The following is a 14617-nucleotide window of genomic DNA, read 5'->3' as shown; positions in this document are numbered from 1 at the left end:
CGGCCAGCTCGTGCATCGCAAGCTCATCAAGCCTTCGCCCGATGGCATCAGCCTGATCGGCGAACGCCCTGCCGACGAACACGGCTTTGAGTTCGCCGCCAGCAAGGACACCTGGGTGCGCGTGGTGAACTTCGCCAACGCCCCCGACGGCTGCCTGCACATCTGCGACATGTACCGCGAGGTCATCGAGCACCCTTGGAGCATCCCCGACGAGATCAAAAAACACATCGACCTCAACAACGGCAACAACCGCGGCCGCATCTACCGCATCGTTCCAGAGAAGGGCGCAGAGCGCATCGGCCAGAAGGTGACGATGGGTAAAATGAGCACCGAAGAACTCGTGAAGACCCTCGGCCACCCAAACGGCTGGCATCGTGATACCGCGCAGCGTCTGCTGTTTGAGCGGCAGGACAAGGCGGCCGTGCCTCTGCTGACAGCGCTTTTCCGAAATGCTGACAGTCTGGCAACCAAGCAAGTCGCTGAAGCCACCTCCCTTCCTGCGCTGGCAAGGTTGCATGCACTAGGTGTGTTGAAAGGCATGGGGGAATTGACCTGGAATGTGGTCAATGCGGCTATCTCAGACACCGATGTCAATGTCCAGATCGCAGGATTGCAGATGAGTGAAAGCAATGTGACCAAAACCTCCGAACCAGCCAAGCCTGGCACCCAAGGTTGGAAAAATGTCGAACGTTCCTCAGACCCTCGCGTGCTTTATCAATTTGTGTTAAGTTTGGGGGCGGCCCCCCGCTGCTTGGACATGATTCATTCACTGGATATGCAGCTGGCGGGCAGTGATAAAATTCTCGATGCCTATCTCGCATCGGCACCGGATGCAGCACTTCCCATTTTGAATTCTCGCATGAACAAGAAGAAGGCGACATTTATCAATTTCACCCTCTCCCAAAGAGCAAAAATTTTTGAAGCCGCAGCAGCTTATGTTGCGGCCACTTCAAAGAAGGCACCCCCAAATGTTCAGTCCTCCGGTTGGACTCCGGACTCGCTAGTTGAAGTCATTTCAAATTGGCCAGAACCAGAGACGATTGCGGCACTTGCCAGGGGATTTAAACGGGGCGGTTTGACCATGGAACAAGCAGATACCGGTCATCATTTGACTGCGGTATTCACCAAGGCAGCAGCAGCCATTCAGGACACCAAGGCTACTGAGGCATCTCGCATCAATGCCATTGAACTTCTTGGCTATTCTTCGTCAAAAGAGTCGCTGGACGCGCTGATCCATTCCCTCGGCGAGAAAGAGCCCGACGCGATTCATGCAACTGCGATTCGAGTACTGGCACAGAACAGTTCACCTGAAGTGACAAAGGTGCTAATCACAGGCTGGACCAGCTTCGGCCCCAAAGCCAAAGAAGCCGCTCTCGAAGCCCTCCTCGCCCGCGAAGATCGCGCCCTGGCCTTGCTGGAATCCAGCGCGGTAAAACCGACGGAGTTCTCAGCGTCCCAAGTCCAGGCGCTCCTCAAGCACAAGTCCCCCAAAGTCGCCGCCTCGGCAAAAACAGCGCTGGCCTCCGTCATCCCGCCATCGCGTGAAGAGGTGACTGCGAAGTTCAAACCCGCCATCGCCGCCCATGGCGACGCCAAGAAAGGCCAGATGCAGTACATGGCACGTTGTGTGGCCTGCCATCGTGCAGGAACCATGGGATTGCAGGTGGGCCCGGATTTGATTACGGTAAAAACCAAGGGACGCGAGGCTCTTCTTACGGCAATCCTTGAACCCCACAAGGAGGTTGCCTCTCAGTTCATTGCCTATACGGTCAATACAAAGGACGGTCAGACATTGGCTGGAATTATTACGAATGACACCGCATCCAGCATGTCCCTCAAGATGATGGGCGGCATTGAAAAGATACTCCAGCGTTCGGAGATCAAAGGCAGCAGCTCCACTGGGCAGAGCCTGATGCCGGAAGGTTTGGAGACCGGCATGAGCGTTGCAGACATGGCTGATCTTCTTAGCTTCATTGAGGGACAGTAACCATCCCCTAAAACTGAACCGGTTTTTCTTTGCAGCCGTCGCTGTCTGCGCTCCTGTGAACATATCATGAAGACCACCCCCGTTACCTTTGAAGATCTGCAGTCCTCCGTCATCGCTGTGCCGCCACTTTGCCGGAACAAAGATCTGTCATTGGCCAAGTCGCAAAACAGCCGCCTGATCAAGCACATGTACAAAGGCGGCATCCGCACGCTGCTTTATGGAGGCAATGCCAATCTCTACAACATCGCCCCCAGCGAGTACCACTCCCTGCTGAAGATGCTGGTCGATGTGGCACCTGAGGACATGTGGATCGTTCCCTCCGTTGGACCCATGTATGGCACCGCAATGGATCAGGCCAAGATTCTCAGCGAGTTCGCCTTCCCCACCGCGATGCTGCTGCCCACGCTTTTCCCCTCCAAGCCTGCCGGTGTCGCCACCGCCATTCGCCATTTCGTGGAGAAGTCCGGCATCAAGGCCGTACTTTACATCAAGGACGGTTCCTACATCACTCCCGAGCTCGCCGCCGAACTCGTCAATGACGGCCTGATCTCCTGGATCAAATACGCCATTGTCGAGCCTGATCCAAAGAAGGACCCTTATCTCAAGAAGCTCATCAAGCTGGTGGACACCAAGCTCATCGTCAGCGGCATCGGCGAGCAGCCATCCATCATCCATCTGCGTGACTTCGGCGTCACCGGCTTCACCGCAGGCTGCGTCTGCATCGCCCCTTCCCGCTCCACCGCTTTGCTCCAGGCCATCTTGAAGAAAGACTGGGACACCGCCGAAAAGATCCGCGAGGAATTCGTCGCCCTCGAAGACCTGCGCAATGCCCACAGCCCCATCCTCGTGCTGCATCACGCCGTCGAGCTCTCCGGCGTTGCCCAGACCGGCCCCGTTCTTCCTCTTCTCACCGAACTTCCAGCCAACCTGCTGCCGAAGATCGAGAAAGCTGCCAAGGCATTGCTGGCCAAGAACGGCTGAGCCGGGAGTTTGCAATAGCAGTCAGTGGCTCCTAACCACCGCTGATCATTGCTTCAACAAAACACTGCACTTCCCGCATTAGGCATTGCCTAATGCGGGAAGTTTGTATTGACGGTTTGTGACAACTCACGCCATGGATATGCGTATTCTCACACCATGACTTCACGCCGTCACTTCATCCAGTCTCTCTCCACCACCGCTCTCCTTGCCGCTTCCGGTGGCATCACAGCTCAAGAAGCCGCCAAACCCGCGCGCAAGCTGCGCAAGGCCATCATGGGCGGAACGCTCGGCATCAAGGGCACGCTGGTTGAGAAATACAAATTCGCCAAGGAGGCAGGCTATGAAGGCGTCGAGCCTGCAGGCGGCCTCAATCAGCAGGAAGTGATCGATGCGCTCGGCCAGTCCGGCCTGCAAGCCGCCAGCGTGTGCTGCCACACGCATTGGAAGCAGACGCTCACCCATGACGATCCCAAGATCCGCGAGGAAGGTTTGCAGGGCGTGCTCACCACCCTGCGCGATGCCAAGGCCTACGGCGCTGACTCCATCCTCGTGGTGCCCGGCGTGGTGAGCGAGACCGTGCCGTATGACGTGGCCTGGACTCGTTCCATTGCTGAGATCAAAAAGGCCGTGCCGCTGGCCAAAGAGCTCGGCGTGAAGATCTCCATCGAGAACGTCTGGAACAACTTCATCCTCAGCCCACTTGAAGCCGTGCGCTATCTGGATGAAGTGGGAGACCCCATCGTGGGCTGGCATTTCGACATCGGCAATGTGCTGCGCTTCGGCTGGCCGGAGCAGTGGATCAAGGTGCTCGGCAAGCGCATCAACCGCATCCACGTCAAAGAGTACAGTACCAAGAAGATGAAGGAAGAAGGCATCTACAAAGGCTTCGACTGCGACCTCACCGAAGGCGACAACAACTGGCCCGCCATCATGAAAGCCCTCGATGACGTGGGCTACACCGGCTGGGCCATCAGCGAACAGCGCGGCGGCATCAACCCCAACGGCCTCAAGATGCTCACCGAACGCATGGACAAAATCTTCGCCATGTAACAAACAGTTTCGCGGTTCTCAGTTCTCTGTTCGCCGTTAACAGAGAACCACGAACCGAGAACCGAGAACAATCCCCCCCATGCCCTCCGCCCTCGCCATCTTCGCCCATCCTGACGACATCGAATTCGTCGCCGCCGGAACCCTGCTGCTGCTCAAAGAGCGCGGCTGGGACATCCACTACATCAATCTCTGCACCGGAAATGGCGGCTCCGTGCAGATGGACGGCCCTACCACGACGCAGAAACGTCTCGAAGAAGGAAAAGAAGCCGCACGCATCCTTGGAGCCACCTTTTATCCGCCAATCTGTGATGACCTGGAGCTGACCTACTGCGTGCCTTACCTGCGCAAAGTCGCCGCTGTCGTGCGCATGGCCCAGCCCAGCATCGTCCTCACTCATGCCCCTGCTGACTACATGGAAGATCACATGCAGGCATGCCGCCTCGCTGTCACCGCTGCGTTCTCGCACTGCATTCCCAATTTCCAGACCGATCCTCACCTCCCTTCCTACTCGCACGATGTGACCGTCTATCACGCCATGCCTCACGGCCAGTGCGATCCCCTGCGCCAGAAGCTCCAGGCCGGGCAGTATGTGGACACCACCAGCGTTCACGAGCTCAAGCGCGAATCCCTCGCAGCCCACGAAAGCCAGAAGCACTGGCTCGATGTCAGCCAGGGCATGGACTCCTACCTCATCAGCATGGACGAGTCCTCCCGCTCCATCGGCAGGCTCTCTGGCCGGTTCGAATACGCCGAAGGCTGGCGCAGACACCTCCACCTCGGATTCAGCGCCAAAGAAATCGATCCCCTCAAAGACGCTCTTGGCGACCTCTGCCTCATCAATGAGGAATACGAGCGGGCCAAAGCCACTCCGGTCTGAGTTCCAAGTTCGAAGGTTTAAGCGAAAAGTTTAAAGTTGGCAGCACACTGGCTCCCAGCTTGAAAACTTGAGCTTAAACCTTTAACTCGGCCCCATGCCCGCTCCGCTGACCTACCTGCTTGTCGACGGTCACAGCGTCATCCACGCCTGGCCGGAGCTTAAGCGTGAGCATCGTATCGCCTCCCGGCGTCATCTGGCCCGTACGGAGCTGCTCAAACGCCTGCGCAATCTTCAGGACATGAGCGGCATGCAGGTCGTCGTCGTGTTTGATGGTGCCAGGCAAGGCACCAATGAGGAACGCGAGCCCCAGGGCCTGCAGATCATCTACGCCGATCCCGGCACCACGGCGGACACCATCATCGAGCGCCTCGTGGCCAAATACATCCATGAGCGCCCCATGCGCGTTGTTTCCGCCGACGGCATGGTGCGTGAAACGATTCTGTCACTTGGAGCCGAGTGGTTCAGCCCTGAAATCCTCCGCAGCCTGTGCGATGGTGCTGAAACCAGCATGCGCGCCCGCCTTGCCTGATTCCCATTCACGTTCTAAGCTCCTGCCATGAGATTGATTCTTCCCCTTTTGTTTTTGATGCTTGGCGTTTCCGCCGCCCTGGCGCAAGCCCCTGCTAAGGCTCCCGTTTCAGATGAGGTCAAAAAGCTTCTGCTGGAAGCCCGCGACATGCGCGTGAAGCAGCGCTACACCGATGCGCTCGAAAAGCTGGATGCTGCCGAGAAGCTCAACCCCAATCTGGCCGACATCTATGCCCTGCGCGGCGACATCTACCTGTCACCACGCCGTCGTGATTTCGACCTCGCCCTGCCCCAGTTTGAAAAAGCCGCGCAGCTCCAGCCGGAAAGTCCGCTGCCCAAGTTCAATCTCGCTGAGTTCTACTTTGTGAAACACGATTTCACCACCGCGCTCCAGTCCTTCACCAAACTGGCCACGGACTACCCCAAGCTGCCCATGGTCATCCGCCACCTCGTGCATTACAAACGGGCGCTGTGTGAACTCAAGCTCGGTCACCGCCCCGCCGCCGACCAGATCATCGCGGAAAATTTCACCTTCATGGACGACACCCCGGCCTACTATTTCAGCAAGGCAGCCATTGCCTTTGACCTAGGCGATCCCAACAAAGCCAATGAATGGGTGAAGCGTGGCGTGGCTGTTTTCAAAGCCCCGAGCTGCGAACCGTACTACGATGCCTTCAAGGAACTGCGCTGGGTGCCTGACCTGGACTTCGCAACTCCCCCGGATGCGCCCAAAAAACCGTGAAGTGGTGCATCGCAGCCGATACCGGTGGCACCTTCACAGATTGCCACGCTCTCGACCCTCAGGGCCGTGAATCACGCTGCAAAGTGCTCTCCACCGGTCACCTGCGCGCCATCGTTGCCAGCAGCACGAACATCCATGTTCGTCTCTCCGGCCTCCCTCCCCTGCCAGCCAGTTTCCTTGCAGGCTTCCACATCAACGATGTCGGCAGCACGGAAGTCCGCACCATCACTGCCTTCAACAATGACACAGGAGAGATCACACTCGATGCCTCGCCATCATGGCAACCCGGCACCCTGCTGGAACTCACTACCGCTGAGGAGGCTCCGGTTCTCGGCGCGCGCATTCTCACCAACACCCCGCCCGGGCGCGAGTTTCCTTCCCTCAACCTCCGTATCGCCACCACGCGTGCCACCAATGCGCTGCTGGAGCACAAGGGCGGCCGCATAGCCCTCTTCATCACCCAGGGCTTCGGCGACCTCCTGCAAATCGGCGACCAGCGCCGCAGCGATCTCTTCGCGCTGAAGCACGAACCCCGCGTGATCTTCCACGAGATCGCCTGCGAAGTGCCTGAACGCATCAGCATCTCTGGCGAGGTGCTCGAACCCCTCAGCGAAACCCATGTGCGTGCCTCCGCCCGTGAGTGTATCGCGCAGGGAATCACCACCGCCGCCATCTCGCTGCTGCATGGCCATGCCCATCCGCAGCATGAGCTTCGCGTCGCCGCCATCCTGCGCGAGTGCGGCTTCACGCACCTCACGCTCTCGCATCAGACCGCCGCTTTTGCCAAGCTCCTGCCGCGCACCCAGAGCACCGTGGCCGATGCCTACCTGCACGCGCCTGTGCAGTCCTTCCTCAACGGCATCCGCCGCGTGTCCCCGGACATGCAGGTGATGACCAGCGCTGGCGGCCTCAAATCTGCCGATGACATCCGGCCCAAGGACATGCTCCTCAGCGGTCCTGCCGGAGGAGCCATCGGTGCCGCCAATGCCGCACGCCGCCTCGACATCACCAAGATCATCACCTTCGACATGGGCGGCACCAGCACTGATGTGGCCCGCATCGACACCCGCCCGGGTTACCGCTTCTCCCAAAATGTGGCCGGCATGCAGTTGCTCGCGCCCTGCGTCGCCATCGAAACCGTCGCCGCAGGCGGCGGCTCCATCTGCCACCTGACACATCACGGTCTCGCTGTTGGCCCACAAAGCGCAGGCTCCAATCCCGGCCCCGCCTGCTATGGCAAAGGCGGCCCGCTGACCATCACCGATGTCAATCTGCTCCTCGGCCGCTTCGATCCCGCACGCGCTCCGATCCCACTCGATATCTCAGCCGCACAGCGACGCTTGAGCGAACTCCATGCACAAACCGGTGGCACAGGCACGGAGGCGGAACTCCTGCAGTCCTTGCTGCGCCTCGCTATCGAGCACATGACCGATGCCATCCGCCGCATCTCCATAGGCGAAGGATTTGCTCCCGCAGATCACGCGCTGCTCGCCTTCGGTGGTGCCGGTCCTCAGCACGCCTGTGCCGTGGCCGAATCCCTCGGCATGCAGACGATCCTCGTCCCTGAGCACGCCGGCATCCTCAGCGCCGTTGGCTTGCAGGAGGCCGTGCCGGAACGCATCATCGAAAAAGAAATCCGTCTGCCGCTGACGTCTGCATTGAACATCCTGCCAGCCGAACTCGCAGCCCTGCCACACGGAGAGCGCACACAAATCGCCGAACTTCGCCTCAAAGGCCAGGACACACCGCTGCAGGTGGAGTTTCAAGATCCCGCCGACCTGCCGCATCTCTACGCCGCCGTTTACGAACGCCTGTTTGGTTACAAACCGCCTGCCGGACGCGAGATCGAACTCGTCAGTCTGCGCATCATTCTGCGAGAACCTCAGAGATCCTCTTTGGGGTCAGCACTTCACGCCCAGCCTCTCGAACCAGCCCCCGCGCTGATCCAGGATGCCTTCAGCACCATTGTCATCGCACCCGGCTGGCGCGTGGAAAAGGTCACAGGCTTTGGCCATGTGCTGCGCTGTGATCAGATGTCAGGCCCGCCACCCACGCTGGGGCGCGATCTCCTGCGCCATCGCTTCCACTCCATCGTCAGCGATATGGGTGCCCTCCTCTGCCGCACCGCCATTTCCACCAACATCCGCGAGCGCCTCGACTTCTCCTGCGCGTTGCTCGATCCCCACGGACGCCTGCTCTCCAGCGCTCCGCATATCCCTGTGCATCTCGGAGCTCTCGGCGTCTGTGTGCGCGAAGTCGCACAAGCCGTCGCCATGCAGCCGGGCGATACCATCATCACCAATCACCCCGCCTACGGTGGCTCGCATCTTCCCGATGTGACTCTCATCACGCCCGTGCATGATTCAAACAATTCGCTCATCGGCTACATCGCCAATCGCGCGCACCATGCCGAGATCGGCGGCATCACGCCCGGCTCCATGCCCGCCAATGCCACTCGCTTGATCGAGGAAGGCGTCGTCATCGCGCCACGTCACCTCATTCGCGGCGGCGTCTCCTGCTTCGATGAGATCAGCACCCTGCTCACCTCCGCCATCCATCCCACGCGCAATCTCGCTGACAACCTCGCCGATCTGCACGCCCAACTTGCCGCCAATCTGCACGGCACCGAGCGTCTGCGTGCGCTTTCAGACGACTCCTTGCAGCCCATGATGCAGAGCATTCTGGATCATTCCGCCCAGGTCATGCGCTCACAAATCGAGCGCCTGCCCGCAGCCATCTCCGCTGCCGAGAAACTCGATGACGGCTCCACCATTGCCGTCTCCATGTGCAAGTTCGAGGGCAAACTCATCCTCGATTTCACTGGCACCTCCGGAGTGCATCCGCGCAATTTGAACGCCACCACCGCCATCGTGCGCAGCGCCGTTCTGTACGTGATGCGCCTCATGCTGCAGGAAGACCTGCCGCTGAATGAAGGACTGATGGAGCCCGTGGAAATCATCTGCCCCGAATCCCTGCTCAATCCCACCTTCACTGGCGATGCTGCACGCGATCCCGCTGTTGTCGGCGGCAATGTCGAAGTCAGCCAGCGCCTCGTCGATACCCTCATCAAAGCCCTCGGCCTCCAGGCCTGCAGTCAGGGCACCATGAACAATTTCCTCTTCGGCGGAGCCGGCTTCGGTTACTACGAAACCATCGCCGGAGGCTCCGGTGCTGGCGACGGCTACCACGGTGCCAGTGCGCTTCACACGCACATGACCAACACCGCCATCACCGATCCCGAGATCATCGAACAACGCTACCCCGTGCGTCTCCGCCAGTTCGCCATCCGCCGCGCTTCCGGCGGCCAGGGACACTGGCGCGGCGGAGATGGAGTCATCCGCGAATTCGAATTCCTCGCCCCTCTCACCGTCAGCCTCCTCACCCAGCATCGCGTGGAATCCCCCTTCGGCCTCCATGGCGGCAGCCCAGGAAAGACCGGCCACCAAACCCTGCTGCGTGATGGTCAATCAACAACACTCGAAGGCTGCACCTCTTTCCCCGTCCAGCCCGGAGACCGCGTCACCATCCAAACCCCCGGCGGCGGTGCCTGGGGAAGCGGCCCCGCCGCTTGAAGTACGACAGGCACTCCTGCCTGTCGACCAGCGCCCTCAAATATCCCCAACCTCACCGCACAAGCCTGCCCTGTGCGAAGCTCGCACCTCACGGCTTCTTCGCCACCACCGTCAGCCACGGATGCGTGTCAGTCATGATCAGCAAATCCCCTCGCGGCTCAGTAAACGGAATCGCATAGCTCGCCTTCACTGTCTCAACCGCATCCGGTGCGCTGGTCACAATCTCCACGGCAAACGGTGCCTGATTCACCACCACCTCCGCTGTCGCCTTCAGCGTCAGCTTCACCTCTCCACCCTTCGCCGGCACATCCACGCTCTCCGCCGTGACACCTGCAGGCAGTTGCACCGCCTGCGCTTTGATCTTTCCTGCGTAGGTGCCGTTCGTCTTTACCGTGATCTTCACCTCCACCGACTTTCCAGCCTCAAGCCGATAGGCATGCGTATCGAGCGTGGCCGTGAGCGAAGCCACGAAAGGTTTCACCGTCAGCTCATAAAGATGTTCCGCGCTGCCATGTTGAAACCGGTCGCCAACGACGAGTTTAAACTCACCATCCTTCGGCGCCTTCCAGCGCAGAGTGGGGTCCAGGCTGTCTTTGTCGACATCATCCGCCTGTTGCAGAGATTTCCCCGTTTCATCCTCGATCCGCAGCGTGGCATCCAGCAGACTGCGCATGCGTTGTGCGCGCACGCTGATCTGCAAATCATCACCCTTCTTCGCAGTGAACGTATAGGCATCCTCTTCCGCCGCCTTGCTGATGCAGCCATTGAGCACCGCAGGCAGCGTGATTTTCCCCGGCTGGCTCAAAGCCGCCACGGCCTTCGCCTCATCCGTCACCGTGAGCCGATACACATGACTGGCACTGCCTTTGAGGGCGACATCTGCCGCAGGCGGATGTGCAAACGCGAAAAGCTGCACAAACAAAGCGCCGTCGGCAGCAGGCGTGTATTCAATGCGCGGATCAAGATTGTGCGTGTCATGCCCGGCAGCGATCTCAACGCCCCGTTCGTTCAGCAGCCGCATCGCGGGGTCCATCGGTGAACCCAAAGCATAACCATGCAGATCAAACCGGATGCGTTTCCCCTTCTGCGCCCGGATGGCGAAGGTGTCCACATCGCCCGCCTTCTCCAGCACGCCGTTGAAGGTCACATTCATCTTGCCCTCAGCCTGCTTGGCATCGGCCAGCGTGTCATTCGGCTCCTTTTCCAGCACCTCTTCAAATTTGCCCACCTCAATGATGCGCGGCGGGGAGGCGTCCGCTTCGTTGTACAGCCTGATCAAGCACGGGCCAGGCACAGCATCTTTGGCGATGTTCAGATAGAACTTCTTCGGCTTGTCACCACCCAGCACCACCACATGAGGATCGCTGCTCCAGACCAGAAGCGTCTCCTTTTCCAGCCCCTTGCCGCTCACTAGCGTCTCGACCCGGCTGCCAATCTGCCCTCCTGCTGGAAACAGACTTTCAAACGCATGCGGAGCTGCATAGGCCGAAGTGATGAAGGTGGAACACAGAATGACGAAAGCCAGCACACGGCGGCCATTCGTCATTCTGCATTCGTCATTCGTCAGTTCCCGGCGCATCACGCAAACAGCTCGCGGATGGGCCTGCCGCCGTTGATCAACTGCACCGGACGTCCGCTGCCTGTGTGCAGCACCTGGTGCGGATCAATGCCAAGCTTGGTGTAAAGCGTCACGGCAAAATCTTCCGGTGAATAGATGTTGTCACTGGCGTAGTAGCCCTTCGGATCGGTGGCACCGACGATGCCGCCACGTGGAACTCCAGCGCCTGCGAACAGGATGTTCATCGCGCCCGGCCAGTGGTCGCGGCCCGAATCCTTGTTGATCTTCGGCGTGCGTCCAAATTCTCCGAGTGCAACGACAAGCGTGCTTTCCAACAGACCACGGCGGTCAAGGTCGGTGATCAGTCCTGCCATGCCCTGGTCAAACTTGTTCATGAACTCGCCTTTGCAGGTCTTGAACAGATCGCGGTGATGATCCCAGCCACCGTAGTTCACGGTGACAAAAGGCACGCCCACTTCCACGAGACGACGTGCCAGCAGCATGCGCTGGCCCAAATCATTGCGGCCGGAGAGATCCCGCGTCTTCTCATCTTCCAGCGAAATATCGAAAGCTTCCTGAGCCGGCTTGGAGGCGATCAGATCCACTGCCTGACCGTAGAAAGTGTCAAAGCTCACCGCCGGATCTTCCGCCACGGCATCATTCAGACGCTTCATGCGGTCCAGCGAATGGCGCAGATCACGGCGTGCGAGTCCACGTGCATCACTGATTTCGGAAGGCAGCACCACGTCGCGCACCTTGAAGCCCTTCGAATTCGGGTCACCTCCGGCAACGAACGGAGCATGCTCTGCACCGAGGAAATTCGGACCACCACTGCGGGTGATGCTCGGCAGTGTCATGTAGGCTGGCAGGCCATTTTTGATGCCACGCTTGTAGCTCACCACGCTGCCAAAAGATGGATGAAAGGTCACAAAGGCACCGCAGCCCACCGGAACCGGTGTCGGCGCACCCGTCATCATGTAATGATTGCCGCCGCCGTGGTTCGGATCCTTGTGCGTCACGCTGCGCAGCACGGTAAACTTGTCCGCTGCTTTGGCCAGGTGAGGCACACTTTCAGAGAAGCGCACCCCTGGAACACTGGTCGGGATCGTGCCCAATGAACCCCGGATCTCACTCGGAGCATCCGGCTTCGGATCAAACATCTCGTAGTGCGAGGGACCACCATCCAGCCACACTAGAATGCAGTTTACGGGCCGAGCGATCGAAGGCTGCGGAGCCTGCGCCGCCATGGCTCGTGCACGCAGCAGATCTGTGAAGCCCAAGCCGCCACCGGCAGCGGTGAGACCGAGCTTCAGAAAATCACGCCGCATATGACCGGCGCAGTTGTGAGTAAAACGAGTCATTGGTAGGATCAGACTACGCGAAATATCAGGCATTCTTGCGAGGGTGGTCAAAAGTCCTGCTCAATTAGTGACGCCGGTGTCCGCAGCCGGCCCTTCATCGTTCTTGGCCGTAGAGAAGCACTGGCTTGCCGGTCGGCTGAACGAGAAGCCAATGCACGGGATTGGTCAATGCTTTCGACCTCAGGCCCTTCTCGTGGAATTTCGATGCCCTCAGCGTGAATGGAATGCTTTAAAACTTTTGTACCAGAGACCTGAAAAAAGGAACCAAGAGTTCCGCCCCTGCGGGTGTGAGGTGGTTGTTGTCGTGGTAGAGGAGTTTGTCATTCTGAATCACACGATAGTTGCCGCTGCTGTTGAGAAAGAGATCGGACGGATCCACCACCGTGACTCCCATCTCAGTGAGTTTGGCAAAGATCTCATCCATTGGGGCGCTGGCCTTTCGGTGCTGCTCCTCGCTGGTGCCAAGAGTGTCAAAGTCGCCCTTCCGCAAAACGGTGAGAGCAGCCACACGGGGTACGTCACTGTCATGTTCGGGCAGACCTTTGAACACGATCACCTGGGCACCTGCCGCCATGAGGGCGCGCGTTGAGTTGACAAGATCGTCTCTGAGTTCGTCCAATGGCCCATAGAGCTTCCACCTGCAGATGAAGATGACATGTTTGATGTGCTGCTCGGCAACGAAGTCCACAATATCTTCGGAGACTTTGGGCGCCCTTTTGCTGGGCGGTTGATAGGGAGTGGGGCTGTTCTTCACGGCCGGAGGAGTCGCTCGACGGGCTGGCATGAGAGCACGCAGCGAAGCCTCGCGGCAGACAAGGTCCAAGGCAGGAGCGGCCGCTGCGGCATGGCTGTCTCCATACAGAAGCAGGCTGATCGGCTGGGTGACTTTGTCAGAACCAAACTCGATGAAATTCCAACCGTTGCCTTGGAACGTGCCGGCCTGGTCGTGAAACTTTTTGTAACCATCCTGAGTCTGGTTGTCCATATGAGTGGAGGCATACGCGAGTGCTTTGGCGGGGAATCGCGCAGGAAAGCCATTGAAAATCCACACTGTGGACGCCAGGGCGAGAAACAATGCCGTGGTGATCCCTGCAAATTTAAAAATCTGGCGGCGTTCACCAAGCCACTGTCGACGACGGAAAGGCGTTTCGATTAGTTTCCAGGAGAGCACGGCAAGTACAAAGCTCAGCAACAGCAACTGGATGCGGCTGGAAGTGCTCAGCTCATGAGCGGAGAGATACTGGGACAATGTCAGCAAAGGCCAATGCCAGAGATACAGCGAGTAGGACACCAGTCCTATGAAGACAAAAGGCGGGAATGAAAGCAGTCTGCCGACGATAGAGGGACTTGAGCCACTCGAAAATATGATGAGCGCCGCTCCGAGACATGGGGCCAGTGCTGCAGGGCCTGGAAAGTGCATGTGATCATTATAAGCAAGCATCGTCATGCAGATCAGCCCCAGCCCCAGAAGGCCGGATGCCTCACTCACCCACCTTTTGACTTGGGGTCTTGGGCAGTAGATGGCCAGCAATACACCGACAAGCAGCTCCCAGGCACGGAATGGCAGAAGGTAAAAGGCTGAACGATAATTATGAGATGAATAGGCACCGACCGACCCGAGGATGAATGAGCCAAGGGTGATCCCGAGAATGTAGTGCTTCCATTTGGAGGACCGGGACCGCATGAGGAAGGTCAGCAGCAGCGGAAAGAACAGATAAAACTGCTCCTCCACTGCCAGTGACCAAGTATGGAGCAGAGGCTTCGTTTCAGCCGCCGGAGCGAAGTAGTCGCCATTTCCCCGAAAGTAAAAGTTGGCAGCCATCAGCGCCTGGTACAGAAGAGACTGGCCTGCTTGTTTGAAATCCTCAGGCAGGTAAAACATCCAGGTGGTCACCAGAACAAACACCAGCACGACGCACAGCGCGGGCAGGATGCGCCGGATGCGCCGCTCCCAAAACTGC

At 58.9% G+C, this 14617-nt stretch carries 10 protein-coding genes; 7 read left to right on the top strand and 3 right to left on the bottom strand.

Annotated elements, in window-relative coordinates; translation table 11 throughout:
• The 7 genes from WAW39_RS07315 to WAW39_RS07285 form a co-directional block, all read left to right on the top strand.
• On the top strand, positions 1-1987 hold a 1987-nt coding region (locus tag WAW39_RS07315; protein ID WP_422317299.1), incomplete at its 5' end, for a DUF7133 domain-containing protein.
• Between the two features lie 66 nt (positions 1988-2053).
• On the top strand, positions 2054-2968 hold the full coding sequence (locus WAW39_RS07310; protein ID WP_422317297.1) for a dihydrodipicolinate synthase family protein: 915 nt from the start codon (positions 2054-2056) through the stop codon (positions 2966-2968).
• A gap of 156 nt (positions 2969-3124) precedes the next feature.
• Positions 3125-4018 (top strand): sugar phosphate isomerase/epimerase family protein, encoded by an 894-nt coding sequence (locus tag WAW39_RS07305; RefSeq protein WP_422317295.1) that lies wholly within the window; start codon positions 3125-3127, stop codon positions 4016-4018.
• A gap of 79 nt (positions 4019-4097) precedes the next feature.
• The gene (locus tag WAW39_RS07300) at positions 4098-4895 is read left to right on the top strand and encodes a PIG-L deacetylase family protein (RefSeq protein WP_422317293.1); all 798 of its coding nucleotides are present in this window, start codon (positions 4098-4100) and stop codon (positions 4893-4895) included.
• A gap of 94 nt (positions 4896-4989) precedes the next feature.
• Positions 4990-5424, top strand: coding sequence for an NYN domain-containing protein (locus WAW39_RS07295; RefSeq protein WP_422317291.1), 435 nt, complete (start codon positions 4990-4992; stop codon positions 5422-5424).
• A gap of 27 nt (positions 5425-5451) precedes the next feature.
• The gene (locus tag WAW39_RS07290; RefSeq protein WP_422317289.1) at positions 5452-6165 is read left to right on the top strand and encodes a tetratricopeptide repeat protein; all 714 of its coding nucleotides are present in this window, start codon (positions 5452-5454) and stop codon (positions 6163-6165) included.
• Complete coding sequence (locus WAW39_RS07285) at positions 6162-9737, top strand: hydantoinase B/oxoprolinase family protein (RefSeq protein WP_422317287.1); 3576 nt, start codon at positions 6162-6164, stop codon at positions 9735-9737. The genes WAW39_RS07290 and WAW39_RS07285 overlap by 4 nt, the downstream gene beginning before the upstream one ends.
• Before the next feature lie 88 nt (positions 9738-9825).
• Here the strand turns inward: WAW39_RS07285 and WAW39_RS07280 are convergent, their stop codons facing one another.
• From WAW39_RS07280 to WAW39_RS07270, 3 genes are all read right to left on the bottom strand, one after another.
• Positions 9826-11316 (bottom strand): PPC domain-containing protein, encoded by a 1491-nt coding sequence (locus WAW39_RS07280; RefSeq protein WP_422317285.1) that lies wholly within the window; start codon positions 11314-11316, stop codon positions 9826-9828.
• Entirely contained in the window at positions 11316-12656 is a 1341-nt protein-coding gene (locus WAW39_RS07275; protein WP_422317283.1) for a DUF1501 domain-containing protein, read from the bottom strand. The genes WAW39_RS07280 and WAW39_RS07275 overlap by 1 nt, the downstream gene beginning before the upstream one ends.
• A gap of 229 nt (positions 12657-12885) precedes the next feature.
• On the bottom strand, positions 12886-14617 hold a 1732-nt coding region (locus tag WAW39_RS07270), incomplete at its 5' end, for an acyltransferase family protein (RefSeq protein WP_422317281.1).

Origin of the sequence: Prosthecobacter sp., assembly GCF_049294395.1 — a bacterium.
Classification (GTDB): domain Bacteria; phylum Verrucomicrobiota; class Verrucomicrobiia; order Verrucomicrobiales; family Verrucomicrobiaceae; genus Prosthecobacter.
The sequence above is the reverse complement of the archived record's forward strand: the minus strand, read 5'-3'. Positions and strand labels throughout refer to the sequence as shown.